The sequence below is a fragment of the Streptomyces sp. NPDC047971 genome, from assembly GCF_040653355.1.
In the GTDB taxonomy this organism is placed as follows: domain Bacteria; phylum Actinomycetota; class Actinomycetes; order Streptomycetales; family Streptomycetaceae; genus Streptomyces.
Genome location: NZ_JBEZNW010000014.1, coordinates 37585 through 62658 on the forward strand (window position 1 = coordinate 37585; position 25074 = coordinate 62658).

Annotated in this window: 25 protein-coding genes; 15 read left to right on the forward strand and 10 right to left on the reverse strand. The window is 73.1% G+C overall.

Annotation, left to right across the window (positions count from 1 at the left end; genetic code table 11):
• The first annotated feature begins 4 nt into the window (after nt 1-4).
• On the forward strand, nt 5-817 hold the full coding sequence (locus tag AB0D99_RS15735) for a nucleotidyltransferase domain-containing protein (RefSeq protein WP_362361098.1): 813 nt from the start codon (nt 5-7) through the stop codon (nt 815-817).
• On the opposite strand, the gene AB0D99_RS15740 is transcribed toward AB0D99_RS15735, so the two are convergent.
• The 3 genes from AB0D99_RS15740 to AB0D99_RS15750 all read right to left on the reverse strand — a co-directional run bounded on the left by AB0D99_RS15740 (nt 814) and on the right by AB0D99_RS15750 (nt 2420).
• Complete coding sequence (locus AB0D99_RS15740) at nt 814-1503, reverse strand: nucleotidyltransferase domain-containing protein (RefSeq protein WP_362361101.1); 690 nt, start codon at nt 1501-1503, stop codon at nt 814-816. The two genes, AB0D99_RS15735 and AB0D99_RS15740, sit on opposite strands and share 4 nt — an antisense overlap.
• A 10-nt stretch (nt 1504-1513) precedes the next feature.
• Nucleotides 1514-1990 carry a Rieske (2Fe-2S) protein gene (locus AB0D99_RS15745; RefSeq protein ID WP_362361104.1) on the reverse strand — a complete coding sequence of 159 codons (477 nt, stop codon included), beginning with the start codon at nt 1988-1990 and terminating at the stop codon, nt 1514-1516.
• 94 nt (nt 1991-2084) lie between these two features.
• Nucleotides 2085-2420, reverse strand: a complete 336-nt coding sequence (locus tag AB0D99_RS15750; protein WP_362361106.1) for a DUF952 domain-containing protein — start codon at nt 2418-2420, stop codon at nt 2085-2087.
• Nucleotides 2421-2527: 107 nt separating this feature from the next.
• On the opposite strand from AB0D99_RS15750, the gene AB0D99_RS15755 reads away from it, so the two are divergent.
• From AB0D99_RS15755 to der, 6 genes are all read left to right on the forward strand, one after another.
• Nucleotides 2528-2953, forward strand: coding sequence for a YidB family protein (locus AB0D99_RS15755; RefSeq protein ID WP_362361109.1), 426 nt, complete (start codon nt 2528-2530; stop codon nt 2951-2953).
• A 128-nt stretch (nt 2954-3081) separates the two neighbouring features.
• A complete protein-coding gene (locus tag AB0D99_RS15760; RefSeq protein ID WP_362361112.1) occupies nt 3082-3231 on the forward strand; it encodes a hypothetical protein in 150 nt (49 codons plus the stop codon).
• Complete coding sequence (locus AB0D99_RS15765) at nt 3228-4316, forward strand: prephenate dehydrogenase (RefSeq protein ID WP_362361115.1); 1089 nt, start codon at nt 3228-3230, stop codon at nt 4314-4316. Before AB0D99_RS15760 ends, AB0D99_RS15765 begins: the two co-directional genes overlap by 4 nt.
• A gap of 362 nt (nt 4317-4678) precedes the next feature.
• Entirely contained in the window at nt 4679-5365 is a 687-nt protein-coding gene (cmk, locus tag AB0D99_RS15770) for a (d)CMP kinase (protein ID WP_362361118.1), read from the forward strand.
• 53 nt (nt 5366-5418) lie between these two features.
• Nucleotides 5419-6006 carry a lysophospholipid acyltransferase family protein gene (locus AB0D99_RS15775; RefSeq protein WP_362361458.1) on the forward strand — a complete coding sequence of 196 codons (588 nt, stop codon included), beginning with the start codon at nt 5419-5421 and terminating at the stop codon, nt 6004-6006.
• Nucleotides 6007-6066: 60 nt separating this feature from the next.
• A complete protein-coding gene (der, locus tag AB0D99_RS15780; RefSeq protein WP_362361121.1) occupies nt 6067-7515 on the forward strand; it encodes a ribosome biogenesis GTPase Der in 1449 nt (482 codons plus the stop codon).
• 605 nt (nt 7516-8120) lie between these two features.
• Here der and AB0D99_RS15785 read toward each other — a convergent pair.
• The gene (locus AB0D99_RS15785) at nt 8121-8903 is read right to left on the reverse strand and encodes a hypothetical protein (RefSeq protein ID WP_362361124.1); all 783 of its coding nucleotides are present in this window, start codon (nt 8901-8903) and stop codon (nt 8121-8123) included.
• A 194-nt stretch (nt 8904-9097) separates the two neighbouring features.
• On the opposite strand from AB0D99_RS15785, the gene AB0D99_RS15790 reads away from it, so the two are divergent.
• A complete protein-coding gene (locus AB0D99_RS15790; RefSeq protein WP_362361127.1) occupies nt 9098-9637 on the forward strand; it encodes a transglycosylase family protein in 540 nt (179 codons plus the stop codon).
• Here the strand turns inward: AB0D99_RS15790 and AB0D99_RS15795 are convergent.
• The 3 genes from AB0D99_RS15795 to AB0D99_RS15805 are packed head-to-tail and all read right to left on the reverse strand — an operon-like array spanning nt 9621 to nt 13191.
• Complete coding sequence (locus tag AB0D99_RS15795; protein WP_362361130.1) at nt 9621-10277, reverse strand: ATP-binding cassette domain-containing protein; 657 nt, start codon at nt 10275-10277, stop codon at nt 9621-9623. The genes AB0D99_RS15790 and AB0D99_RS15795 overlap by 17 nt on opposite strands.
• The gene (locus AB0D99_RS15800; protein ID WP_362361133.1) at nt 10274-12802 is read right to left on the reverse strand and encodes an ATP-binding cassette domain-containing protein; all 2529 of its coding nucleotides are present in this window, start codon (nt 12800-12802) and stop codon (nt 10274-10276) included. Before AB0D99_RS15800 ends, AB0D99_RS15795 begins: the two co-directional genes overlap by 4 nt.
• Nucleotides 12790-13191, reverse strand: coding sequence for a hypothetical protein (locus tag AB0D99_RS15805; protein ID WP_362361136.1), 402 nt, complete (start codon nt 13189-13191; stop codon nt 12790-12792). Before AB0D99_RS15805 ends, AB0D99_RS15800 begins: the two co-directional genes overlap by 13 nt.
• Nucleotides 13192-13370: 179 nt before the next feature.
• Between AB0D99_RS15805 and AB0D99_RS15810 the strand changes: the two genes are divergently transcribed.
• From AB0D99_RS15810 to AB0D99_RS15825, 4 genes are all read left to right on the forward strand, one after another.
• Nucleotides 13371-13832 (forward strand): hypothetical protein, encoded by a 462-nt coding sequence (locus AB0D99_RS15810; protein WP_362361139.1) that lies wholly within the window; start codon nt 13371-13373, stop codon nt 13830-13832.
• The gene (locus tag AB0D99_RS15815; RefSeq protein ID WP_362361142.1) at nt 13810-15099 is read left to right on the forward strand and encodes an ABC transporter substrate-binding protein; all 1290 of its coding nucleotides are present in this window, start codon (nt 13810-13812) and stop codon (nt 15097-15099) included. Before AB0D99_RS15810 ends, AB0D99_RS15815 begins: the two co-directional genes overlap by 23 nt.
• Nucleotides 15100-15167: 68 nt before the next feature.
• A complete protein-coding gene (locus AB0D99_RS15820; RefSeq protein WP_362361145.1) occupies nt 15168-16442 on the forward strand; it encodes a glycosyltransferase family 4 protein in 1275 nt (424 codons plus the stop codon).
• A 93-nt stretch (nt 16443-16535) separates the two neighbouring features.
• On the forward strand, nt 16536-17513 hold the full coding sequence (locus AB0D99_RS15825; protein WP_362361148.1) for a YafY family protein: 978 nt from the start codon (nt 16536-16538) through the stop codon (nt 17511-17513).
• Here AB0D99_RS15825 and ctaD read toward each other — a convergent pair.
• Nucleotides 17461-19164: a cytochrome c oxidase subunit I gene (gene ctaD / locus AB0D99_RS15830; protein WP_362361151.1), complete on the reverse strand. Its 1704-nt coding sequence runs from the start codon at nt 19162-19164 to the stop codon at nt 17461-17463. The genes AB0D99_RS15825 and ctaD overlap by 53 nt on opposite strands.
• Nucleotides 19165-19495: 331 nt before the next feature.
• Between ctaD and AB0D99_RS15835 the strand changes: the two genes are divergently transcribed.
• Nucleotides 19496-19699: a proteinase inhibitor I78 gene (locus tag AB0D99_RS15835; protein ID WP_362361154.1), complete on the forward strand. Its 204-nt coding sequence runs from the start codon at nt 19496-19498 to the stop codon at nt 19697-19699.
• Nucleotides 19700-19840: 141 nt separating this feature from the next.
• Here the strand turns inward: AB0D99_RS15835 and AB0D99_RS15840 are convergent, their stop codons facing one another.
• Nucleotides 19841-20878, reverse strand: a complete 1038-nt coding sequence (locus AB0D99_RS15840) for a phosphatase PAP2 family protein (RefSeq protein ID WP_362361157.1) — start codon at nt 20876-20878, stop codon at nt 19841-19843.
• Nucleotides 20879-21284: 406 nt separating this feature from the next.
• Between AB0D99_RS15840 and AB0D99_RS15845 the strand changes: the two genes are divergently transcribed.
• On the forward strand, nt 21285-22961 hold the full coding sequence (locus AB0D99_RS15845; protein ID WP_362361160.1) for an MFS transporter: 1677 nt from the start codon (nt 21285-21287) through the stop codon (nt 22959-22961).
• 100 nt (nt 22962-23061) lie between these two features.
• Here the strand turns inward: AB0D99_RS15845 and AB0D99_RS15850 are convergent, their stop codons facing one another.
• On the reverse strand, nt 23062-23496 hold the full coding sequence (locus AB0D99_RS15850) for a cell division protein SepF (protein WP_362361163.1): 435 nt from the start codon (nt 23494-23496) through the stop codon (nt 23062-23064).
• A 320-nt stretch (nt 23497-23816) separates the two neighbouring features.
• Here AB0D99_RS15850 and AB0D99_RS15855 point away from each other — a divergent pair, with 320 nt between their 5' ends.
• The gene (locus AB0D99_RS15855) at nt 23817-25064 is read left to right on the forward strand and encodes a DUF5685 family protein (protein ID WP_362361166.1); all 1248 of its coding nucleotides are present in this window, start codon (nt 23817-23819) and stop codon (nt 25062-25064) included.
• Nucleotides 25065-25074: the final 10 nt, after the last annotated feature.

Sequence of the window (25074 nt, forward strand, 5' to 3'; positions counted from 1 at the left end):
GTCCATGACCGTGGCTCTCGTACCCGAAACCGACCTCTCCGCCGTCGTGGCCGAACAGCCCGACCCCCTCGTCTTCGCGACCGTCTCCGGGGCGCATCTGTACGGATTCCCGTCCCGGGACTCGGACGTGGACCTGCGGGGCGTCCATCTGCTGCCGGTGGAGGGGCTCATAGGGTTGCGCGAACCCGAGGAGACCCGGTCCCGGATGTGGGACCGGGACGGTGTCGAGATGGACCTCGTCACGCACGACCTGCGGAAGTTCGTCCGGCTCATGCTGCGGCGCAACGGCTACGTACTGGAGCAGCTGCTCTCCCCGCTGGTCGTCCACACCTCGGAGACCCACGCCGAGCTGGTCGCCCTCGCGCCGGACGTCCTCACCACCCACCACGCGCACCACTACCGCGGGTTCGCGGCCACGCAGTGGCGCCTCTTCGAGAAGACGGAGGAACTGAAGCCGCTGCTCTACACCCTTCGGGCGCTGCTCACCGGCATCCATCTGATGCGGTCCGGCGGGATCCAGGCGCATCTGCCCACGCTGGCGGGGGAGGTGGCGGAGGCCCCCGCGTACGTCCCCGAGCTGATCGCGGCGAAGGAGGCGGCCGAACACGGGCCGGCCGAGGTGGACCCGGCGCGCGTCCGCGCGGACGTGGAGGCGCTGCACGGCGTCCTGGACGCGGCGCAGGCCGCGTCGGCCCTCGGGGACGCCCCGCGAGCCCACGACGCGCTGCACGACTTCGTCGTACGGACCCGGCTGGAGGGTGTCGCCCCGGCCGGCTCGGGCGCCGCGAGCCCGGCCCGACCGTCAGGACACCCCTAGAGCACGCTCAGGGCCGAGGCGCGGCGGGCGCGGACCAGGAAGTCCTGGACCCGTGCGTGGTCCGGGGCCGCGGGAAGGGGGCTCGTGGTGGAGGCCCGGTCGGCCTCCTCAATGAGGAGGGCCATCCACGACTCGACCTCGGGCCACGGGACCTCGCCGCGCTTCACCGCGAGGAGGCGTTCGCGCTCGTCGCCGACATGGATCGTCAGCTCCCCGGTCCGCAGCAGGTCGCGGCAGCTCATCAGCAGCCGCAGCAGATGCATGGCGTGCTTCCAGCGCGGCGCCCCGTACTGGCGGACGTCCGCGTCGAGCTTCCTGCGCTGCCCGCCCGCGTACCGGACGAAGGTCTGGTGCGCCTGCCGGGACAGGAACGCCTCGCGCAGCGCGACCAGTTCGCGGCCGGTGTCGTCGATGTGCTCGACCACGGGGGAGTGCAGACACTCCAGGACGTTGGGATTGGCGCGCAGCGCCAGTTCGCAGAAGCGTTCCAGCTCCCAGCTGAACTGCTCCTCGCCCGGCCCCTCGACATGCGCCGGCGGCTTGTCGAAGTGCCAGAAGAGCGGGGTGGGGGCGAGGAAGACGCCCCGGCGGTCGGTGTCGCTCTCCTCGGTCTCCAGACCGAAGGCGCGCGACCCCATGACGCAGGAGTAGATCGTGTGGTCGCGCACCAGGTCCGTCGGGTTCATGCGCGACAGGCTACGCGAGGCTGATCGAGTCCCCCGACACGGTGATCTCCTCGGCCGGGAGGGGGCGTGTGGCAGGGCCCGTGACCACCGAGCCGTCCGTGATGCGGAACGTGGAACCGTGGCACGCGCAGTCGATCGTGCCGTTCTCGACCTTGGCGACGATGCAGCCCTGGTGGGTGCAGATCGCCGAGAACGCCTTGAAGTCCCCGGCCGTGGGCTGGGTGACGACGATCTTCTCCTCCTTGAAGATCGTCCCCCCGCCGACCGGGATGTCGGACGTCTCGGTGAGGGACTCCTCGTCGGGCGCGGAGGCGGTCGGCTCCGTCGTGGCCTCCGACTCGGTGGGTTCCGTGGTGTCCGGGGGCGCGGGCGAGGCGGTCGCGTCGCCGTCGCCGTCTCCGTCGGAGCCGCAGCCCGTGGCCAGGGCGGCGGCGGAACCCGCGCCGGCCAGCAGCACGGCACGGCGGGGCGTGGCTTGTGGATTCATGCCGTACAGCTTGGTGGCGCATCCCTCCGGCGGCCCGCAAACACGCCCGAGGGGATGTCTCGTCGATCCGACCGGGCTCGTCGGCGGGACACCCCTAGACCCAGGGCGTCAGCTCCCTCGCACGGCCGTCCGGGTCCCGGCGCACCTCCAGGACGGCGGTGACGGCCGCCCGCTCGATCGGCCCGTACACGTGCGGGAAGAGCATGTCCTCCGAGCCCTCCCAGCGGATCTCCGCGCTCAGCCTCGACTCGTCCAGGACGAGCACCAGGAGAGGGCCGTGCGCGCCGCGGTAGTGGGCGTCGGCGACGGTCAGCGCGGCCGTCTCGTCCGGCGAGCAGTGGACGAAGCCCTCCGAGGTCAGCGACGGCGGCGCGTAGGGGAGGTCGGGATCGGCGGACCATTCGTCCAGCGGTACGACGTGCAGCAGCATGCCGACAGTTGTATCGCGGCCGTCGCGCACCGTGGATACCCCGAGTGGCGGCACCATTCGGTTTGCGTGACATTGTCCGTGTTTCGTACCGGATGAAAGGCGGAGCGATGGCAGGAAACGATCTCGGCAGTCTCCTCGGGGGCCTCCTCGGCGGCAGCGGCTCCGGGCAGGGCGCGGGCGGGAACATCATCGGCTCGCTGCTCGGCGCCCTGATGGCCGGCAAGGGAGGCGCCGACGGCGGCAACCCTCTCGGCGGCCTCATGGACATGCTGACCAGGTCGGGCCTGGTCGACCAGGCCCAGTCCTGGGTCGGCCCCGGCCAGAACCAGCCGGTCAGCGGTCCGGAGATCGCCCAGGCGCTGCCGGACGACACCCTGCAGAAGGTCGCGCAGGACGCCGGGGTCAGCCCCCAGCAGGCCGCCGACGAGATCGCCAGGTCCCTGCCGCAGGTCGTGGACAAACTCACCCCGAGCGGCTCCCTGCCGCAGAGCGGCGAGTCGCTGGAGGACCTGATCCGTCAGCAGAACATCTGACACCGGCCCGGCGCACCGGCGGCCCCACGTCTCGCAGGGCGGTCGCCGGTGACGGTGTGTCCGCCTCGCTGACTAGGCTGATCGCAGCAGGTCTCGCAAGGTTTCGCAGGTCGGGTAAGGAGCATCAGGTGGCGGTACGAGCGGTCCGAGGCGCCGTCCAGCCGGCCGGGCACGAGTCCGGGTCCGGGTCCGGGGACACGTACGGGCGCGCCCCGGGGCGGGCCCGCGCGGGTTCCCCCGCCGCCGCGGCCGCCCGGCGCGAGGGCGTCGCCCGGTGAGAACCGCACTCGTCATCGGAACCGGCCTGATCGGCACCTCGGCGGCGCTCGCCCTCGCCGGGCGGGGCATCGCCGTCCACCTCCGTGACCACGACCCGGCCAGCGCCCGGATCGCGGCGTCGCTCGGCGCCGGCACCGAGGAGGCGCCCGAGGGCCCCGTCGACCTCGCGATCATCGCCGTACCCCCGGCCCACGTGGCGGCCACGCTCGCCGAGGCGATGCGGGCCGGCCTCGCACGCGGCTACCTGGACGTGGCGAGCGTCAAGGGCGGGCCGAAGCGCGAGCTGGAGGGGCTGGGGCTCGACCTCACCGCGTACATCGGCACGCACCCGATGTCCGGGAAGGAGCGTTCGGGCCCGCTGGCGGCCACGGCGGACCTCTTCGAGGGGCGGCCGTGGGTCCTCACGCCCGGTCGCGACACGGACACCGAGGTCCTCAACCTGGCCCTGGAACTGGTCGCGCTCTGCCGCGCCGTCCCGGTCGTCATGGACGCGGACGCCCACGACCGCGCGGTCGCGCTCGTCTCCCACACCCCGCAGCTGGTGTCGTCGATGGTCGCCGCGCGCCTGGAGGAGGCGGACGAGACGGCCGTACGGCTCTGCGGGCAGGGCATCCGCGACGTCACCAGGATCGCCGCCTCCGACCCGCGCATGTGGGTCGAGATCCTGTCGGCGAACCCCGGGCCGGTCGCGGACGTCCTCGCGGGCGTCGCCGCCGATCTGGACGAGACGGTCCGGGCGCTCCGCTCCCTGGAGTCCACGGACGAGGAGAAGCGCCGGGAGGGCACGAGCGGCGTCGAGGATGTCCTGCGCCGCGGCAACGCGGGGCGGGCCCGGGTGCCGGGCAAGCACGGCGCCGCCCCCGCGCAGTACGAGACCGTCGCGGTCCTCATCAGCGACCAGCCGGGCGAGCTCGCCCGCATCTTCGCCGACGCGGGCCGGGCGGGCGTCAACATCGAGGACGTCCGCATCGAGCACGCGACCGGCCAGCAGGCGGGTCTGGTCCAGCTGATGGTGACCCCGTCGGCGGCGCCGGTCCTCGGCGAGGCGCTGAAGGAACGCGGCTGGGCCCTCAGGACCGGCTAGCGGCCCAGGAGCGGGAGCCGACCGGCCCCCGCGGCCGGCGCGGCTCGCGCCGTCACGTGGGGCGCGGCCGTACAGGCCCACGGTCCGTGCGGCCCCGCCCCACCGGTCCGTGCCGCCAGGCCGGGCCGGTAGCCCTGCCCCCGGTCCGTGCCGCCCCGCCGCGCCGGGCCGTGCGACCCTGCCCAGCCGGGCTGGCCGCCCCGCCGGGCCGGTAGCCCCCGCCCCGTCGGCCCGGTCCTGCCGCCCCGTGCGGCCTGTCGTGCGCCCGCCCGTGGCGGTGGGGGCCGAACGGGTGGTCGTCAGTCGGTAACCTTGTGGTGGCCCCCGCGTCCCGGGTGGCCTACATCGCTCACCTCAGGAAGGTGTTCCCCACCGTGGAAACCGTGATCGTCGCCATCGACGGGCCCTCCGGCACGGGCAAGTCGAGCACCTCGAAGGCGGTTGCCGCCAAGCTGGGGCTGAGCTACCTGGACACCGGCGCGCAGTACCGGGCGATCACCTGGTGGATGATCAGCAACGGTGTCGACGTCCACGACGCCGACGCCGTCGCCAACGCCTCCGCCAAGCCCGTCATCGTCTCCGGCACCGACCCGGCCCGTCCGACGATCACCGTCGACGGAGCCGACGCCGCCGGGCCCATCCGCACCGACGAGGTCACCTCCAAGGTCAGCGCCGTCAGCGCCGTCCCCGAGGTGCGGGCCCTCATCACCGAGCTCCAGCGGACCATCGCCAGGAACGCCGAGGGCGGCATCGTGGTCGAGGGCCGTGACATCGGCACGACCGTCCTGCCCGACGCCGACCTGAAGATCTTCCTCACCGCGTCCCCCGAGGCCCGCGCCGCACGCCGCTCCGGCGAGCTGAAGGGCGCCGACGTGGCCGCCACCCAGCAGGCCCTGATCAAGCGCGACGCGGCCGACTCCAGCCGCAAGACCTCCCCGCTGGCCAAGGCCGACGACGCCGTCGAGGTCGACACCACGGAGCTCACCCTGGACCAGGTCATCGAGTGCGTCGTGACCCTGGTGGAGGAGAAGAGGGCGGCCGCGAAGTGACCCAGCCCTCCGAGCGAGGTGCCGCCGTCGGGCGCGGCATCGGCATCGGGCTGATGTACGGCCTGTGGAAGCCACGCGTCCTCGGCGCGTGGCGGGTGCCGGCCTCCGGCCCCGTCATCCTCGCCGTCAACCACGCGCACAACATCGACGGCCCCATGCTCATGGGGACCGCGCCCCGCCCCGTGCACTTCCTGATCAAGAAGGAAGCGTTCGTGGGCCCGCTCGGGCCCTTCCTGGAGGGCATCGGGCAGCTCAAGGTGGACCGCCACAGCGCGGACCGGAACGCCATAGGCAACGCCCTCTCGGTCCTGGAGAACGGTGGCGTCCTCGGGATCTTCCCCGAGGGCACCCGTGGCGAGGGCGACTTCGCCTCGCTGCGGGCCGGCCTCGCCTACTTCGCCGTCCGCAGCGGCGCGCCGATCGTCCCGGTGGCCGTCCTGGGAAGTTCCGACCGCCCCGGACGGTTGATCAAGGCGCTGCCCCCGCTGCGCTCTCGCGTCGACATCGTCTTCGGTGACGCCTTCGATGCCGGCGACGGCAGCGGCCGGCGCACCCGCAAGGCGCTGGACGACGCCACCGTACGCATTCAGGAGCGGCTGACCGCCCACCTGAAGAACGCCAGGCGCCTCACCGGGCGCTGAGTGAGACTCTGAGTAGTGGGTTCGCGCCCACCGACCACGAATGATCAAGGAACGGACTTCATGAACGACCAGCACGACCACGGGGCACTTGGCGACGCCGAGTACGCGGAGTTCATGGAGCTCGCCGCGGAAGAGGGCTTCGACATCGAGGACGTCGAAGGCGCGATCGAGGAGGCGGGGCACGGCCCGCTCCCCGTCCTCGCCGTCGTCGGCCGTCCCAATGTCGGCAAGTCGACCCTGGTGAACCGGATCATCGGACGTCGTGAGGCCGTCGTCGAGGACAAGCCCGGCGTCACCCGCGACCGCGTCACCTACGAGGCCGAGTGGGCCGGCCGCCGCTTCAAGGTCGTCGACACCGGCGGCTGGGAGCAGGACGTCCTCGGCATCGACGCCTCCGTCGCCGCCCAGGCCGAGTACGCCATCGAGGCGGCCGACGCCTGTGTCTTCGTCGTGGACGCCACCGTCGGCGCCACCGACACCGACGAGGCCGTCGTCAAGCTGCTGCGCCGCGCCGGCAAGCCCGTCGTGCTCTGCGCCAACAAGGTCGACGGCCCCTCCGGCGAGGCCGACGCCACCGCTCTGTGGTCGCTGGGCCTCGGCGAGCCGTACCCGGTCTCCTCGCTGCACGGGCGCGGTACGGGCGACATGCTCGACGCCGTTCTGGAGGCCCTGCCCGAGGCCCCCGCGCAGACCTTCGGCAACGCCGTCGGCGGGCCCCGCCGCGTCGCCCTCATCGGCCGCCCGAACGTCGGCAAGTCCTCGCTCCTGAACAAGGTCGCGCGCGAGGACCGCGTGGTCGTCAACGAGCTCGCGGGCACCACCCGCGACCCGGTCGACGAGCTCATCGAGCTGGGCGGCAAGACCTGGAAGTTCGTGGACACCGCCGGTATCCGCAAGAAGGTCCACCTCCAGGAGGGCGCGGACTACTACGCCTCCCTGCGGACCGCCGCCGCGGTCGAGAAGGCGGAGGTCGCGGTCGTCCTGATCGACACCACCGACAACATCTCCGTCCAGGACCAGCGCATCATCACGATGGCGGTCGAGTCGGGCCGCGCGCTCGTCATCGCGTACAACAAGTGGGACGAGCTCGACGAGGAGCGGCGCTACTACCTGGAGCGCGAGATCGAGACCGAGATGCAGCAGGTCTCCTGGGCCCCCCGGGTCAACGTCTCCGCCAAGACCGGCCGCCACATGGACAAGCTCGTCCCGGCGATCGAGACCGCGCTCGCCGGCTGGGAGACCCGCGTCCCCACCGGCCGGCTGAACGCCTTCCTCGGCGAGCTCGTCGCCGCCCACCCGCACCCGATCCGCGGCGGCAAGCAGCCCCGCATCCTCTTCGGCACGCAGGCGGGCACCAAGCCGCCGCGGTTCGTGCTCTTCGCCTCCGGCTTCCTGGAGGCCGGCTACCGCCGCTTCGTCGAGCGCCGGCTGCGCGAGGAGTTCGGCTTCGAGGGCACCCCGATCCACATCTCGGTCCGTGTCCGGGAGAAGCGCGGCCGCAAGAAGTAGTCGTCGCGCGAGCGTGAGTACGGCGGAGGGCCGGGGCGATGTGCCCCGGCCCTCCGCCGTACGTGCTCCGTCCTACAGCCCCCTGCGGGGCCCCGGTGGCAGCGCCGCCGGAGTGTGGTGCTGGGCCGACCACGCCGACGGATAGGTCCCGTACCGACTGCCGTGCGCGGCCCCCTGGCCGGAACCGGCCGCTCCGGACCCGTGCCCGGACGCTCCGCCGGACCTGGAGGACCCGGAGCCGTGCCCGGCTCCGTGGCCGTAGAGGCCCGAACTCACCGGCGTACCGAACGGCCGGAAGCCCAGATCGTCCTCCCCGCTGCGATCCCCGGGGAGAGTCCGGAACGACCGCCGGTACTCCGAGTACAGGGCGTCGTAGATCGGTGTGGCCGACTGGCCCGCCGTGACGTCCTGCGCCGGGCGCATGGAGGGGATCTGACTCGGATATTGCGGGCGGAGTGGGTCGTATGTGTGCACGTACGTGCCAACGACCTCGTGGTCCGTCGGATGCGGGCGGCTCTCGGAAACCGGTGGCCGCCGGGGGCGGGGCACGACCGGGACCCAGGGGCCGTACCCCGACGCCCCTATGCCCGTACGCCCGTGTTCCCTCACGTGCCGGCCAGCGGCATCGCGGCAGCCACCAGCCGGCCGTTGGCCGCGGCCTTCTCCAGGGCGTCGCGGAGCAGGTCCTCGCGCGGCTGCTGGCCGATCGAGCCGACCGGGGCGGCGAACACCAGGACCGTGTGCGACTTGTTGGCCGCGGCACGCCAGCCCTCGGTCACCTGGAGCGGCTGGTGCGCCTGCCACCAGGCGGCCTGGCCGGTGCCGCCCGTACCCGGCTGGAGCACCGAGTGCAGCTGACCCATGGCGACGAGCACGGACCAGCCGGGCAGCACGCCCGGCTTCTGGTTCACGTCGGAGATCGGCATGAAGCCCTGCTCGATCAGGAGCGGCAGGAACTCGTCGCTCAGCCCGTCCGAGCCCGGGCGGGCGACCGGGGCGGTCGGTTCGACGACCAGCGCGGGGTGCAGCTCGCCCTCGATCAGCACCAGGCCGCTGGTGACCCCGAGGACGGCCTGCTCGGGGTGGGCCGCGCCGAGCGCGTCCGCGGCGTCCGTCGCGGCGATGGACCGGACCGCACCCTGGAGCTGCTCCTCGGCGACCTGGACGACCTGGGAGGGAATGCAGCTGGCGTGGGCGAACGCCAGGACGGCGGTCTCCTCGCCGACGAACAGCACCGTGCTCGTACGCTCCTGCTCGGAGTCGCCCGGCGTGCGGCAGGAGGTGCAGTCGTAGCTGCCCGGGGCGTTGTCGCCGGCGAGCAGCCGGTCCGCTTCTTCGTCGCCGATCTCGGCGCGTACGTCCTCGCTGACGTCGAGCATGCGCGGCACGGGGGACTCCCTGGACTCGTTACCTGCGACGCCGGGCGGTTCCCGGCTCGTCTCATGCCGAGTTCAACGGGGAAGGATCGGCCTGGGTCACGCGTACGGGTCCGGCAACTTGTGTGACTCCGACCGGGTGGGGGATGCGGGTCGCCCCGCGCGGCACGGCGCCGGTGCCCGTGCGTGCTGCCTAGCCTGCCGCGATGTCGAAGATCAGATGGTGGGCAGCCGGTGCGTCGGCCGCCGCGCTCATGGCCCTCGTCCCGGCGCCGGCCCAGGCAGGGGTGCCGCAGCTGCCGGCGGCCCCCGCCTGCGCCGCGGACCAGTGGCCGTGGGGATGTGTCGCGGAGTGCGAGAGCAGCGGCCGGTGGAACCTCAACACCGGCAACGGCTACTACGGCGGACTCCAGTTCTGGCAGCCGACCTGGATCGAGCACGGGGGCCTGGGCTTCGCCCCGCGCGCCGACCTGGCGACGCGTCAGGAACAGATCACCGTCGCGGAGGAGGTCCTGCGCAACCAGGGCTGGGACGCCTGGCCGGTCTGCTCGGCGCGGTACGGGCTGAGCGGGCGGGTCCACACGGTCCAGCCCGGCGACACGCTGAACACGATCGCCGAGCGGTTCGGGATCGCCGGCGGCTGGCAGGCGCTGTACGCGGCGAACCGGAGCGTGATCGGGCCGGATCCGAACCGGATCATGATCGGGATGATGCTCCGCATCGCCCCCCTCACCGCCCGGCGGTGAACTCCGCGGCCTCCCCGCTGAACGCGAGGGAGCCGCGCCGCAGTTCGTGCAGCAGCGTGCCGGGCGGCAGCCCGGGCGGGGGGCGCTGCTCGGCGAGCACCACGGCCGCGCCCGCCCCGGCGAGGGCGGCGAGCAGCGCGTACGTACGCGAGGAGACCGCAGGGGACATCCCGAGGGACGGCTCGTCGACCAGGACCACGCGGGCGGGGGTCAGCGCGGCCCGGGAGACGGCGAGCATCCGGCGTTCGCCGCCGGAGAGCGTGCCGGCGGGGCGGGCGAGCAGGGGGGCGAGCTCGGGATACGCCTCCAGGGCCCGGTCGGGGTCCCCGGGAGCCAGCTCCAGGTTCTCGGCGACGGTGAGCGCCGCGTACACCGCCCGGAGGTCCGGTACGAAGCACAGGCCGCGACGGGCCCGTTCGTGGGCGTGGAGGCGGGTCACGTCGGTACCGCGCCACAGGACCGTGCCGGAGGCCAGGGGCACGGTCCCGGCGAGGGCGCGCAGGGCCGTCGTACGGCCGGAGCCGTTGCGGCCGACCAGGACGGTGACGGTGGCCGCGGGCACCGGCAGACCGAGGCCGTGCAGGGCCTCCAGGGGCCCGTAGCGGACACGTGCGGCGCGCAGGGCGATCTCGACGCTCATGACACGATCCGGCCTCCCTCCATGGTGTGCACGGTGTGGGCGATGCCGGCGACGAGGTCGGGGTCGTGCTCGACGACGAGGACGGTGAGGCCGTCGGCGGCGAGGGCGGCGAGGACCCGGGCGAGGGCGTCGGTCTCGGCGGAGTCCAGTCCGGCGGAGGGCTCGTCCAGGAGGAGGGTGTGCGGGCCGCCCGCGAGCGCGCGGGCCAGTTCGACCCGGCGCAGCGTCCCGGTGGGGAGGCCGGCGGCGGGACGGTGGCGGACCGGTCCGGCCAGCCCGAGGAGGCGGAGGGCCTGTTCGGTGGTGGCGGGGGAGCGGCGGTGGCCCTGCTCGGCGCCGAGACGGACGTTCTCCTCGACGGTGAGGGAGGGGAAGACGGCGAGCTGCTGGAACGAGCGGGCGACGCCGAGGCGGGTGCGGGCGTGGGCCGGGCGGGCGGTGATGTCGGCGCCGTCGAGGACGACCCGGCCGTCGGTGGGGCGCAGCGTGCCGGCCAGACAGTCGAAGAGGGTGCTCTTGCCGGCGCCGTTGGGGCCGACGAGGGCGGTGACACGACCGGGGATCAGGGCGAGGCTGACGTCGCTGAGGGCCGTGAGTCCGCCGGGGTAGGTGAGGCTGACGTGGTGGGCGGCGAGGCGGGGCATCGGCGGCGGCCGACGGGCGGGTGCGGGGCGGCGGGGCCGTGGCCGGGCATCGCCCGGGCCCGCCCTGTCACCGGCCGGCCCGCCGGCTGCGGGCAGGGCGCCGCCGGCGACCGAGGGCGCTCGCCGGGACGGGAGCCAGGACGTCAGCGGGGGCACTCGGCCCACCAGCGCCGCGAGGACGCCCACCACCGCCGCGGCCACGCCGCCCCGCGTGCCGGCGTCCAGGGCCACCAGGAGGGCCGCGGCGGCGAGGGGGGAGAGGAGGCTGTCGGCGCCCAGGACGATGATCGCGGCGAACCAGAGGAGCCCGCGGACCGGGTCGTACGCCTCCGGGTCGAAGGCGCGCAGCCCCATGCCCAGCAGGCCGCCGCCCAGGGCCGCCAGGGCCGCGCCCAGGACGAAGGCCAGCAGCTTGAGGAGGCTCACCCGCACCCCCGCCGCCTCCGCGCCGGGCTCGTGGTCGCGCAGCGCGGCGAGCGCCCGGCCCGTGCGGCCCCGGCGCAGCGTCGCGACCAGGAGCAGACAGCCGGTCAGGAGGACGAGCTCCAGGGCGTAGTAGCCGCGGTCGTCCGAGAAGCCCGCGGGGCGAGCGAGCTCCAGACCGGCCGTCGCGTACGGCTGGGCGAAGACGAACCGGCTCACCGCCACCCCGACCGCCAGCGTCGCGAGTGCCAGGGCGAGACCGTGCCGCCGGATCGCCGGCCACCCGGTGGCCAGGCCCAGCGGGGCGACGAGCAGCACGGCCAGCGCGAGCGCCACCAGCTCGGGCAGCCCCCCGGCCGCGAGGAGCGCCGTGAACAGGGCGCCGAGACCCGCGTAGGCCGCCTGCCCGAGAGCGATCTGCCCGCCCCGGCCCGTCACCACCACCAGCGACAGCAGCACGATCGCCAGCGCCGGTACCTGGACCGCGGTGTGCAGATCCGTGCCCGCGAAGCCGAGCGGCAGGAGGAACAGCACGGCGACCGTCAGCCACACCCCCGGTGGCGTCCGCGGCGCGTCGGCGGGCGGAGGCAGCGCGTCCTGGCCCCGCCCGCCGACCCCCGGCAGCGCCAGCGCGGCCACCAGCAGCGCGAGGACGAAGAGGTTCGCCCCCACCGCCTGCACCAGCGGCCCCGCCCACCCCTCCGGGTGGAAGCGGGCCAGCTGCGCCTGCGCGACGCCCAGCGCGAGCGCCGTCACGATCGCCACCGGCAGGCTCCGCATCCGGGCCGCCACCGCGACCGCGATCACCTCGATGACCAGCAGCGGCATCCCGTACGGGTCGAGTCGGACGTACGGGGCGAGCAGCACCCCCGTCAGTCCCGCGGTGAACGAGCCGAACGCCCAGCCCGCCGCCGACACCCGGTCCGCGTCGATCCCGCCCAGCATCGCCAGCGGCCGGTTGTCGACCACCGCCCGCAGCTCGCGTCCGAAGCGGGTCCAGCGGGTCACCGCCCCCACCGCCAGGGCCAGCAGGACCACCGCCGCCAGCTGCGCCCACGGATCGTCGCCCAGCAGCACCGGCGCGTCCGCGCGCGCCCCGCCGCCCCACACCAGCGCGGCCCCGCCGACCAGCAGCACGAAGACGCCGATGGAGGCCACCAGGGTCTGCGCCGGGTTGGAGCCGAGGAGCGCCAGGGGCCGGAAGACGGCCCGGTCCAGGGCCAGGCCGATCCCGGGCGCGACCACGAGCAGGGTCAGGAGCGCGCCCCACGGCAGCGGCCAGCCCCACTCGACCACCAGCTGCCGCAGCACGTACGCGCAGACCATCGCGATCGCGCCGTGCGCCAGGTTGAGCACGCCGGTGGCGCGGTACGTGACGATCAGCCCGATGCCGGTGAGGGCGGCGGCGCTGCCGACGGCGAGTCCGGCGAGGGTGAGGTCGTACGTCAGCGAGGCCACGGCGGCTCACACACCGGGCAGGGGGCGAGCTCCGCGTCACCCGCGGGTTCGGCGTCCCCCCGGCCGGCCACCAGCGGGCAGTCGGGTCGGTGCGCCAGCGTCCCGCCGGACACCCGTACCGGCGGATCGTCCGACGACGGCGGCCCGGGTTCCTCCGGGGATTCCGGAGCGGGCACGGGCCCGCGCGCCGGGAGCCGCCCCGCCGCCCCGACCAGGACGGCCCCGGCCACGATCAGCGCGGCCCCGGGCACCGTGCACGAGGCGAGGTAGGGCAGCTGGCGCTCGGCGAAGCGTTCGCCGGAGATTCCGTACCACCCGAGGACGCAGAGGACCGCGCCCCCGGCGACCGCCGCGAGGCCGCCCCACAGCAGTTCCCGTGATCTCGGCACGGGGCCTCCTCGCCTCGGCCCCCCGACCGTCATGCCCCCGTATGCCCTCTTCCTTTGCACTATGCCCGGAACCGGACCACCCTGGAATCATCAGGCCACCCGGCCTCGACGGACACCCGGTGGTGAGCCAGATGGTTCTCAAGCGACACGGTGGACCCACTCGCCCTCGCTCGCGTCTCGTGGCCCTGGCGGCCGCGTCGGTTCTGGTGCTCGGACCGGTCCTCGTGGCCTGTGGAGACGACGGGGGCGGTGAGTCGGACTCCCCGTCGCCCGCCGCGACAGCGCCGGCCGACCCCGCCGCCGCCAGGGCGGAGATCACCGAGAACTGGACCGCCTTCTTCGACCCGAAGACCCCTGCGGCGGAGCGGGCGGAGCTGCTGGAGAACGGCGAACAGCTGCGCCCGGCCCTTGAGGCGCTCCTGACCAACGACGCGGCGTCGCAGGCCACGGCGCAGGTCAAGACGATCCAGTTCACCTCGCCGAACAACGCCGACGTGACCTACGACCTGCTGGTCGCGGGCGCCCCGGCCGTGCCCGACTCCAAGGGCACGTCGGTCTACCAGGACGGCACCTGGAAGGTGTCCGTGAAGACCCTCTGCGGCCTGGCGCAGCTCAGCGGTGCGACCGTTCCGGGCTGCTGAGACCGCCGCGGCGCTGCTCCTGGCCGGACTGCTCGCCCTGACCGCGGCATGCGGCAGCAGGCTCCCGGAGCGCGCGTTCGAGACGCGGCCCACCGCCACTGTCCCCTCCGGCGGTGAGCCGCTCCGGATCGGCGTCATCACCAGCGCCACCAGCCCCGTCGGCGGAGACGCGTTCACCGGCCCGCGGGACGGCGCCCGCGCCTGGTTCGACGCCCTCAACGCCCGCGGGGGCCTGAACGGACGCCGCGTCGAGGTGATCACCTGCGACGACGGCGGCAGCGGCGTCGGCAACAACGAGTGCGTGCACAAGCTGATCGACGAACGGAAGGTCTTCGCCCTGGTCGCCACCACGGCGCTCGACTACGCCGGAGCACCGCTCGTCGCGAAGGCCGGCGTCCCCGACATCGGGGGACAGCCGCTCACCCCGGCCTACGACACCTATCCGCATCTGTACGGGATCTACGGCAGCCTCGCCCCGCGCACCGGCCAGGCACCGGGCTGGGACGGGGTGCTGTACGGCGGGACCGAGGTCTACCGCTACTTCAAGCGCGAGCACGGCGCCCGTACCGCCGCGGTCGTCGCCTACAACCAGGCCGCGTCGACGGCGTACGCCCGGCTGATCTCCGACGGTCTGCGGGCCGAGGGGTACAACGTCGTCGACGAGCAGGTCGACTTCGCTCTCCCCAACTTCCGCGCCGTGGCGGCGGATCTGAAGGCGCAGGGAGCCGACCTCGTCTTCGACGCCATGGAAACGCACGGCAACGCCCGGCTCTGCGAGGCGATGGAGGCGCTGGACGTGCACGTGACCGCCAAGGTGACCAACGTGCAGAACTGGTCCTCCACCGTGCCCCGCGACTACGCCGCGTCCCCCGCCTGCCGCGATGCGCTCTTCGTGACCGGAGCCAGCCGGAACTACGAGGACACCGGGCATCCGGCGGTACGGGAGTTCCGGGCGGCCATGGGGGACCGGCCGCTCTCCCAGTGGCAGCTGGAGGGCTGGGCCGCCGCCATGTGGTTCACGGACGCGGCGCTGTCCTGCGGCGACCGGCTCAGCCGCGCCTGCGTCGAGGAGTTCGTCGACCGGCCGGAGCCGTACACCGCGCGCGGACTGCTGCTGCCGGTCCGCTTCGAGAAGCTCGCCGAGCCGCCGAAGGACCGTCACACCTGTCTGTCCGTGGCCCGTTGGCAGGACGGCAGGGGCTGGGTGAGCCAGGGAGAGATGACCACGAACTGCGCCACCGTTCCGCAGCTCGGCTACCGACCGTGAAGCGGGAGCCCGGCGGGCAGTACAGTCGCCACCGTCCGACCACTTCACCGGGGGGAACCGGCAGCCCGATGCGCATCTCCTTTCTGCTCCACAACGCCTACCACATCGGCGGAACCATCCGGACGACGTTCACCCTGGCCCAGGTCCTGGCGGAGCGTCACGAGGTGGAGATCGTGTCCGTCTTCCGGCACCGCGACGAGCCGATCCTCGGCCTGCCACCGGGTGTGACCCTGCGTCACCTCGTGGACCTGCGGAAGGACAGCCCCGGCTACGACGGGGAGCACCCGGACTTCGCCCGCCCCGCCACGGTCTTCCCGCGCGGCGACGGCCGGTGGAAGCAGTACAGCGCGCTGACCGACGCCCGTATCGGCGAACATCTCGCGGGCGTCGAGGCCGACGTGCTCATCGCCACCCGCCCCGGGCTCAACGTCCACCTCGCCAAGCAGGCCCGGCGCGGCCCGGTCCTGGTCGGCCAGGAGCATCTGGTGCTCGCCGGACACACGTTCCGGCTGCGCCGCGAGATCCGCCACCAGTACGCGCTCCTGGACGCCGTCACGACGGTCACCGAGGCCGACGCCCGCGCCTACCGGTCCCGGCTGAAGCTGCCGGGGGTGCGGATCGACGCGGTGCCCAACAGCGTGCCCGCGCCGGGCGTGGCGCCCGCCGACCCCGCGGCGAAGACCGTCGTCGCGGCGGGCCGGCTGACGCGCGTCAAGCGGTACGACGTGCTCATCGACGCGTTCGCCGAGGTGGTGGCGGCCCGGTCGGACTGGAAGCTGCGGATCTACGGCACCGGGGACGCCGTCGACGACATGAGGGCCACGCTCGCGCGGCGCATCAAGGACCGCGGCCTCGAGGAGAGCGTCTTCCTCATGGGCTGGGCCAACCCGATGGAGGCGGAGTGGGCGAAGGGCTCGATCGCCGCCGTCACCTCCCAGCGCGAGTCGTTCGGCATGACCATCGTCGAGGCGATGCGGTGCGGGCTCCCGGTCGTCTCCACCGACTGCCACGGTCCCCGCGAGATCATCGCGGACGGGGTCGACGGCCGTCTGGTGCCCGTCGACGACGTGGCCGCGATCGCCCGGGCGCTGCTCGACCTCATCGAGGACGACGAGCTGCGCGCGAAGACCGCGCGCGCCGCCCTGACGGCGTCCGAGCGCTTCGACCCGGTGCGCATCGCCGCCCGCCACGAGGAGATCTGGTCCGAGCTCGTGGCGCGCGGCGCGAGCCGGCGCACCCACGGCGGTCTCGGAGAGGCCGTGCACCGTGCGGTGGGCGGCGCCATCGACGCCGTGTACGAGCTGAAGCGCCGAGCCGGGGTGCTGGTCCGCCGCTTCCGCTGACCACCCGCCGCCCCGGGACGGCGGTCGCGCCGCACGGAACCGGCGCGCGGTCGAGGACCGTGGCTGTCCTCGACCGCTGGCAGACTCGGGTCCATGTTGGAGACCTCCGCACGACTGCTGCGTCTGCTCTCGCTGCTGCAGGCCCATCGCGAGTGGTCCGGTGCCGATCTCGCCGAGCGGCTCGGGGTCACCCCGCGCACCGTGCGGCGCGATGTCGACCGGCTGCGCGAACTCGGCTATCCCGTCAACGCCAGCCCCGGTACCGGTGGCGGCTATCAGCTCGGTGCCGGGGCCGAGCTGCCCCCGCTGCTGCTCGACGACGACGAGGCCGTCGCGGTGGCGGTCGGGCTGCGCACGGCGGCGGGCCAGGGCGTCGAGGGCATCGGCGAGACCTCCGTACGCGCCCTGGCCAAGCTGGAGCAGGTCCTGCCGGGACGGCTGCGGCGCCGGGTCGGCACCCTCAACGCCTTCACCGTGCCGATGCTGCGCACGCCGCGGGCGCAGGTCGATCCCGCCGTGCTGACCGAGCTCGCGAACGCCTGCCGGGACAGCGAGCGGCTCCGCTTCGAGTACCGCGACCACGGCGGCACGGCCACCCGCCGTACGGTCGAGCCGCACCGGCTCGTGTGCACCGAGCGCCGCTGGTACCTGGTCGCCTGGGACCTCGACCGCGCCGACTGGCGGACCTTCCGGGCCGACCGGATCGAGCCGAGGCCGCCGCACGGCCCCCGCTTCCCGCCCCGCGAGCCCCCCGCCGAGGACCTGGCCGCCTTCGTCTCCGAGGGCGTCTCGACGGCGGCCTACGCGGCAGGGGCGACGATCCGGCTCCATGTCCCGCTCGCCGACGCCCTCCAGGCCGTCGGACCCATGGACGGCGTCCTGGAGGCGGAGGGGGACGGCTCCTGCCTGCTCCGCACCGGCGCCGGGAGCCTGGAGTACCTGGTGATCCACGTGATGACGCTGGGCCTCGACTTCGAGGTCGTCGAGCCCCCCGAGCTCGTCGACTGGATCCGTACCGTCAGGGACCGGCTTTCCCGCGCTCTGGAACGTTCGGAGCGCCCGGCGGACTGATCCGGGCCCGCTCGAAGTCCGCGAACTCCGGGTGGTGCAGATCGAAGGCCGGCGACTCGGAGCGGATCCGGGGAACGGCGTCGAAGTTGTGGCGGGGCGGCGGGCACGAGGTCGCCCACTCCAGCGAGCGGCCGAACCCCCACGGGTCGTCCACGTCGACCTTCGTCCCGTATCGGGCGGTGCGCCAGACGTTGTACAGGAACGGCAGCGTGGAAGCGCCGAGCAGGAACGCCCCGATGGTGGAGACCGTGTTGAGCGCGGTGAACCCGTCGGCGTCCAGGTAGTCGGCGTACCGCCGTGGCATGCCCTCCGCGCCGAGCCAGTGCTGCACCAGGAACGTCAGGTGGAATCCGACGAAGAGGGTCCAGAAGTGGACCTTGCCCAGACGCTCGTCGAGGAGCCGTCCGGTGAACTTGGGCCACCAGAAGTAGAAGCCGGCGAACGTCGCGAAGACGACCGTGCCGAAGACCGTGTAGTGGAAGTGGGCGACGACGAAGTACGAGTCGGTCACGGCGAAGTCCATCGGCGGCGAGGCGAGGATGACGCCGGTCAGTCCGCCGAAGAGGAAGGAGACCAGGAACCCGACCGACCAGAGCATGGGGGTCTCGAAGGAGAGCGAGCCCCTGAGCATCGTGCCGGTCCAGTTGAAGAACTTGACCCCGGTCGGCACGGCGATGAGGAACGACAGCAGGGAGAAGAAGGGCAGCAGCACCGCTCCGGTGGCGAACATGTGGTGCGCCCACACGACCACCGAGAGTCCGGTGATCGCCATGGTGGCGGCGATCAGGGTCGCGTAGCCGAAGATCGGCTTGCGGGCGAAGACCGGGATGATCTCGCTGACGATGCCGAAGAACGGCAGCGCGATGATGTAGACCTCGGGATGACCGAAGAACCAGAAGAGGTGCTGCCACAGCAGCGCCCCGCCGTTCTCCGGCTGGAAGACCAGCGAGCCGAACCGCCGGTCCGACTCCAGGACGAGCAGCGCCGCGGCCAGCACGGGGAACGCCATCAGCACCAGGATCGCGGTGAAGAGGATGTTCCAGGTGAAGATCGGCATCCGGAACATGGTCATGCCCGGCGCGCGCATCCCGACGATCGTCGCGAGGAAGTTCACCGAGGTCAGGATCGTGCCGAAGCCGGAGAGCGCGAGCCCCATGATCCACAGGTCCGCGCCGATGCCGGGGGAGCGCTCCAGGCTGTTGAGCGGGGCGTAGGCGGTCCACCCGAAGGCGGCGGGCCCGCTCGGCACGAGGAGCGAGCCGATCACCATCAGTCCGCCGAGGAGGAACAGCCAGTACGAGAACATGTTCAGCCGGGGGAAGGCGACGTCGGGGGCGCCGATCTGCAGCGGCACCAGCTCGTTGGCGAAGCCGGCGAAGGTCGGCGTCGCGAAGAGCAGCAGCATGATCGTGCCGTGCAGGGTGAACGCCTGGTTGAACTGCTGGTTGTCGATCAGCTGGAGTCCGGGGCGGGCCAGCTCGGCCCGCATCAGCATCGCCATGAGCCCGGCGGCCAGGAAGAAGACGAACGAGGTGACCAGGTAGAGGTGGCCGATCTTCTTGTGGTCGGTCGTCGTGAGCCAGTCGATCAGGACCCGCCCATGCCGTTCCCGAGGTGATTCGACGGCCGCCTGCGCGGTGTCGGTGCCCATCGATGCCTCCGGTTCCGAATCGTCCGGACATGATGCGCGCCTGCGGTCCAGGAGCTCGGTAGGCGGGCCGACGACGCTGCTCCGATCGGCCGAACGTGTGCGCATCGTGCGGGGAAATCGTGAATGCCGGACGGCCGTCACGCGCCCTCTCAATTCCCTTGGGAGGGGCGTGGAGAGGGAATTCGAAGGGCTTTGTTCCCGCTGTCGGAGTGCGCCGGTAATTGCCGGGGATTCGGCAGGAAAGCGTCCTCCAGGGTGACGGGGCTCGTGTCAAACGTATGTCGAGAAGCTGTGACACAAGCGTGACCGGTAAGGGACTAACGTGAGTTGCATGACACCGAAGCAGAGCTCTCCCGTACCGCCGGACGACTATGTGGGGATGGCCCGGGAACGGGCCGAGGCGCTCGCCCGGGACCACGGCTGGAGCGTGGTGCGGTCCCTGCCGCCCGGCTCGATCATCACCATGGAGTACCTGGAGGGGCGCATCAACTTCGAGGTGACGGAGGGCACCGTCACCCGCTGCTGGCTCGGCTAGGGCGCCCCTTCCGGATCGTGCCGGGCTCGATCGGGAAGCGCGGGGTGATCCGGAGGGAACGTCCTGGGCCGCCGCACGAGGACATGAGGAAGGGCCCCGGCGCGGGTGCCGGGGCCCTTCCTCATGCGGTCGTGACGGGGGTCAGCCTCCGGTGACCGGCCGCGAGTGCGGCGGGCGGCGGCTGCCGGTCGGGGTGACCGGCGTCCGCTCGGAGCGCACGGCGTGGGCGGAGTGCGTCGAGTGGGTCGCGTGCGCGGAGTGCGCGCGGGGGGTGGTGAGCGGCGACGCCAGCCGCCCCTCGCCGTGCCCGGCGGCGGACCGCCCGCTCCTGACGCCGATGATCTCCCGGACGGGCTCCTCGGCTCCGGTCGGCCGCTGCTGGTGCACCGCGGGGCGCGGTCCACCGGTCGCGACGGGCAGCGAGGGCACCAGCCGGCGGCGGGCCCGCAGCTGCTCGCGCAGGCGGTCGCGCAGGCTCAGGATCATCGTCTCGGCCCGGGCGATCGGCGCCTCGCACCACGGCAGGGCCAGCAGGATGAGGAGTCCCGCGGCCCAGCCGAGCAGCACATCGCTCAGCCAGTGCGTACCGATGTAGACGGTGGTGAGACCGACGCCGAGCGCGACCACGGCCGAGAGGGCCGACAGGTAGCGCCGGGCCCGCGGAGTGGTCGCCAGATAGGCCAGGATTCCCCAGGTCACGACGGCGTTGGCGGTGTGCCCCGACGGAAATATATCGCCGCCCGCGAAGAGCTCGGCCGAGCCGACCTGCGTCGCGTAGTGGGGCCCGAGACGGCCGAGCCCGAGCTTGACCGCGCCGACGGTCACATTCAGCAGGAGCAGCGCCGCGCCGAGCGACAGCAGGGGTCGCAGTGTGTGCTGGCGCCAGGAGCGCCAGCCCAGCCAGGCCGCCACCATCACCGCGGTGGGACCGCGTTGACCGAGGACCACGTAGTAGTCGAGGAAGCCGTGGATCTCCGGCCACTGCTGGTACGGCCGGAAGAGCATGATCTTCCAGTCGAGGGTCACCAGCCAGGTCGACAGGAGCACGGCCACGACGATGGCGAGATAGAACGCCAGCGTCCCGCCGAAGAGGGCGAGACGCGTGCGGGTCATCCCCGGGACCTCTATCTTCGGCGGTTCCGGCTCCCGGTCCAGCCGGGCAAAGATGTCGGTTCGCACCCAATCGACGTTACAGGGAGTGAGTAGCGACCTCGGTCGATCCGGTGTCTTCGTGATGACGATGTGATGTGGAGTAGGTCTCAGACCGGTACTTATTCCTGGCGTACGTCGGAGAATCCGATGACCTTCTGCCCTTTTGCCGCCAGGTGACTTTCCGGAAGTCTGTTTGTACGCCACGGAAATGCTTCAAACACCTGTGCGTGTGCAATTCCATGCGACGCGCGGCGAGGTCGGAGTGGCGTACGCCACACTCCGCGGTCCGCCGGGGTGAGAGCTGCACCACGCGCTCGGGCACTGAACTCGCGTACGCTGACGGCTCACTCGCCCGTCGATGCCGGGCCGCCCCGAGGCCCCACGCCCCGGCCGGTGCCCACCGAGCGCGAGGGATTCCTTGGGAGGTACGTACATGCAGCGGACGATCACGGCCGGAGCTCGGCTCCGCGTCGCCGGCGGCGGAGCGAACCGCTGGGTCGTCCTCGTCGTCCTCTGCGTCAGCCTGCTGCTGGTCGCGCTGGACGCGACCGTGCTCCATGTCGCCGTCCCCTCCCTCACCGAGGACCTGCGCCCCAGCTCCACCGCGCTGCTGTGGATCGTCGACGCCTATCCCCTCATCTGCGCCTCGCTGCTGATCCTCTTCGGCACGCTCGGTGACCGGGTGGGACGGCGGAAGGTGCTGCTCCTCGGCTACGCGCTGTTCGGGGTCGCCTCCGCGGTCGCCGCCCTCGCCACCGACCCCGGGGTCCTGATCGCCGCCCGTGCCCTGCTCGGCGTCGGCGGCGCGATGATCATGCCCGCCACCCTCTCGATCCTCCGGGCGGTCTTCCCCGACCGGCGTGAGCGGGCCACGGCCATCGGCATCTGGACGGCGGTCGCCGCCATCGGCGCCGCCACCGGCCCCGTGCTCGGCGGCTTCCTGGTCGAGCACTACTGGTGGGGCTCGGTCTTCCTGATCAACATCCCGCTGATGGCGCTGATCCTGCCGCTCGGCCGCTGGCTGCTGCCCGAGTCCAAGGGCCGCGGCGACGGCCCCTGGGACGTGCTCGGCGCGCTGATGGCCGCGGCCGGCGTCCTCGGCGCGGTCCTCGGGGTGAAGCGGATCGGCGCAGGCGAGGACCTCCTCACGTACCCGACCGCCGGACCGCTGCTCATCGGCGCCGCCCTGCTGGTCCTCTTCGTACGCAGGCAGCGGCGACGGGCCCACCCGCTGATCGACATGCGGCTCTTCTCCCGGGCCGCGTTCACCACGTCCGTCGGCTGCATCGTGCTCGCCATGCTGGCGCTGGTCGGCCTGGAGCTGATCGCCGTCCAGTACCTCCAGCTGGTCCTCGGTCTCAGCCCCCTGGAGACCGGGCTGCGGCTGCTGCCGCTCACCTTCGCCGCCATGGCGGCGGGCGCCACCGGCTCGTACACCCTGCGCAGGATCGGCCCGCGCCGCATGGTCGGCTGGGGCTTCGTGCTCACCGCCGCCGCCGTGCTGCTCCTGGTCCTCATGGGCCAGGACGACCGGCCGCTCCTGCTCACCTGCGGCTTCGTGCTGCTCGGTTTCGGGCTGCAGACGACGCTCTTCTCCGCCTACGAGTCGATGCTCAGCGAGGCCCCGCCGGAGAGCGCGGGCGGCGCGGCGGCCATCGGCGAGACCTCGTACCAGCTCGGCGCGGGCATGGGCATCGCGCTGCTCGGCAGCGTGATGAACGCGGCGTACGCCCCCGGCCTCTCCGCCGTCCCCGGTGTTCCGGACGAGGCGAGCCGGGCCGCCGCGAACTCGCTGGGGGAGGCGTACCAGGTGGCCGACCAGCTGGGCGGCGCGGCCGGTACCGCGCTGTACCACGCGGCCCGGCATGCCTTCGTGGACGGACTGCACGTGACGCTGTTCGTCAGCGCCGGCCTGCTGCTGCTCGGCGCGCTGATGGCGCTCCGGCTGCCGCGGGTGATGGAGTGCCCGGTGGATCCGGAGGATCTGGTGGAGCAGGCGGGCGGCCCGGCGGCTCCGAAGGGCCCGGCGGCCTCGGCTCCCGAGGAGGTACGGGTGCCTGCCACCCGCGAGCCCGCGGAGCCGGCCCGCTCCGGACGCACGGCGCGCTGAGACGCCCCGCGTGCCGCGTCCCGGCGAACGGTGAGCCGTCCCCCGGTGCCGCCGTCGGGAAGCCCCCGCCCGGTCGCCGCCGACGGGAGCCGCCCGCGGCTCAGCTCTGGTTGAAGAAGCCGTCCTGTGCGCGCCCCGCGGGGTCCCCGCTGATGATCTGGGTGTCGGCGGGCGTCAGGAGGAAGACCCGCGTCGCCACCCGCTCGATCGACCCGCGCAGGCCGAAGGCGAGACCGGCGGCGAAGTCCACCACGCGCTTGGCGTCGGAGGGCTCCATGGCCGTGAGGTTCACGATGACCGGGACGCCGTCCCGGAAGAGCTCGCCGATGCCCCGGGCGTCCCGGAAGCCGTCCGGGGAGACGGTCGCGATCCGGCGGCCGTGCTCCTGCGCCGCGTCGGACGCCACCCGGACCCGCGGGTCCGTCACCCAGGCGTCGCCGTTCTCGGCACCCTCGGCGTACTCGTCGTCGTAGTAACGCTCGTCGCTGTCCTCGACGAGTCCCAGCCAGGCACTCGCCTTGCGCACCGATCCCATGGACGCCTCCTTTCGACGCGGTCACTTGTGGTTCCGCATATCCCTATCGTCGTCCATGATGCGGATCGCGCGCCAAGTGGATAGTCGGCGCGCGCGGGTTTCGTGACGGTACTGGTGCAGAACGTGAGGTCGGTTTTCTGGCGAATCGTCAGGAATATTGCGGTATACGGGGCCTGACGGAGGTTCCGGAGGGCGTGGGCAACTTAAATATGAAAGTCGGTCCAGAAGGGTGACGGTCGGAGCGTCCGGGTGAACGAGCGGGCTGGATACGATGTCCGCGGAGCGCCGAAGCACGCGCGACGACTCACGGGGGAGTCTCTTTGTTCGGAATCGTCAGGCCCTGCACGCATCGGCTCACGGAGGGTCTCAAGACCGAGTGGATGGCCCATCTCTGCGGCCTCTGCCTGGCACTTCGGGCCGACCACGGGCAGTTCGCCAGGGTGGTCACCAACTACGACGGCCTCATAGTCTCCGTTCTGACCGAGGCTCAGACCGGTTCGGTCCCGGGCGGGAGGCGCACCGCGGGACCCTGCCCGCTGCGCCAGATGCGGACCGCGCCGGTGGCCCAGGGCGAGGGCGCCCGCCTCGCGGCGGCGGTCTCGCTCGTCCTCGCCTCGGCGAAGGTCCGGGACCACGTCGCCGACCGGGACGGGCTGTTGGCCCGCCGGCCGGTCGCCGCGGCGGCCCGCCGGGTCGCCAGGTCCTGGGACCGGGCGGGCGCGCGCACCGGGCGCGAGCTCGGCTTCGACACGGCGGTCCTGGTGGACGCCGTCGACCGGCAGACCGGCATCGAGGAACTCGCCGGACCCGGCACACCGCTCCTCGTCGTGACCGAACCGACCGAGACGGCGACGGCCGCGGCCTTCGCCCACACCGCGATCCTGGCGGGCCGGCCGGGGAACGTGGAGCCGCTGGCCGAGGCGGGCAGGCTCTTCGGAAGGCTCGCGCACCTGCTGGACGCCGTGGAGGACCGCGAGGCCGACGCCGCGGCGGGCGCCTGGAACCCGCTCACCGCCACGGGCACCTCGCGGGAGGAGGCGCGCAGGCTCGCGGACGACGCGCTGCACGGGATCCGGCTGGCGCTGCGGGACGCGGAGTTCGTGAACGGCGGACTCGCGCACGTGCTGCTCGCCCACGAGCTGCGCAGGTCGGTGGAGCGCGCCTTCGGCACGACCAGCTGTGACCACGGTGTGGCCGCTCCCGGGGGAGCGCACCAGCCCGGCCCGTACTCACCGGGGCCGTACGCGCCCGGTCCCGTGCCGGGGAACCCGTACGCCCCCGGTCCCGGCGGGCCGGGAGACCCGCTGCCGCCCGAGCCGCCGAACCGGCGCCGCGGCCTGATGGCCGGCTGCGCCGTCTGGATGGGGCTGGCATGCACGTGCCAGCTGTGCTGCGGGCACGAGGACCCCTGGAGCCGCGAGCGCCGCGAGGGGCTCTGCCATGACATCGGCAGCTGCTGCGACTGCTGTGAATGCTGCGGCAACTGCGGCAACTGCTGCGGGGGTGGCGAGGGCGGCGACGGGGGCTGCTGCGACGGCTGTGACTGCGGGTGCGACTGCGGGTGCTGAGCCCCACCGC

Excerpts from the sequence above, each read along its gene's own strand:
- AB0D99_RS15790 (WP_362361127.1), top strand. The coding sequence starts at position 9,098 with ATGTCGAAGATCAGATGGTGGGCAGCCGGTGCGTCGGCCGCCGCGCTC.
- AB0D99_RS15845 (WP_362361160.1), top strand. The coding sequence starts at position 21,285 with ATGCAGCGGACGATCACGGCCGGAGCTCGGCTCCGCGTCGCCGGCGGC.
- AB0D99_RS15750 (WP_362361106.1), bottom strand. The coding sequence starts at position 2,420 with ATGCTGCTGCACGTCGTACCGCTGGACGAATGGTCCGCCGATCCCGAC.
- AB0D99_RS15740 (WP_362361101.1), bottom strand. The coding sequence starts at position 1,503 with ATGAACCCGACGGACCTGGTGCGCGACCACACGATCTACTCCTGCGTC.
- AB0D99_RS15745 (WP_362361104.1), bottom strand. The coding sequence starts at position 1,990 with ATGAATCCACAAGCCACGCCCCGCCGTGCCGTGCTGCTGGCCGGCGCG.
- AB0D99_RS15820 (WP_362361145.1), top strand. The coding sequence starts at position 15,168 with ATGCGCATCTCCTTTCTGCTCCACAACGCCTACCACATCGGCGGAACC.
- ctaD (WP_362361151.1), bottom strand. The coding sequence starts at position 19,164 with ATGGGCACCGACACCGCGCAGGCGGCCGTCGAATCACCTCGGGAACGG.
- AB0D99_RS15755 (WP_362361109.1), top strand. The coding sequence starts at position 2,528 with ATGGCAGGAAACGATCTCGGCAGTCTCCTCGGGGGCCTCCTCGGCGGC.
- AB0D99_RS15775 (WP_362361458.1), top strand. The coding sequence starts at position 5,419 with ATGTACGGCCTGTGGAAGCCACGCGTCCTCGGCGCGTGGCGGGTGCCG.
- AB0D99_RS15850 (WP_362361163.1), bottom strand. The coding sequence starts at position 23,496 with ATGGGATCGGTGCGCAAGGCGAGTGCCTGGCTGGGACTCGTCGAGGAC.
- AB0D99_RS15835 (WP_362361154.1), top strand. The coding sequence starts at position 19,496 with ATGACACCGAAGCAGAGCTCTCCCGTACCGCCGGACGACTATGTGGGG.
- AB0D99_RS15795 (WP_362361130.1), bottom strand. The coding sequence starts at position 10,277 with ATGAGCGTCGAGATCGCCCTGCGCGCCGCACGTGTCCGCTACGGGCCC.
- AB0D99_RS15825 (WP_362361148.1), top strand. The coding sequence starts at position 16,536 with ATGTTGGAGACCTCCGCACGACTGCTGCGTCTGCTCTCGCTGCTGCAG.
- AB0D99_RS15735 (WP_362361098.1), top strand. The coding sequence starts at position 5 with ATGACCGTGGCTCTCGTACCCGAAACCGACCTCTCCGCCGTCGTGGCC.
- der (WP_362361121.1), top strand. The coding sequence starts at position 6,067 with ATGAACGACCAGCACGACCACGGGGCACTTGGCGACGCCGAGTACGCG.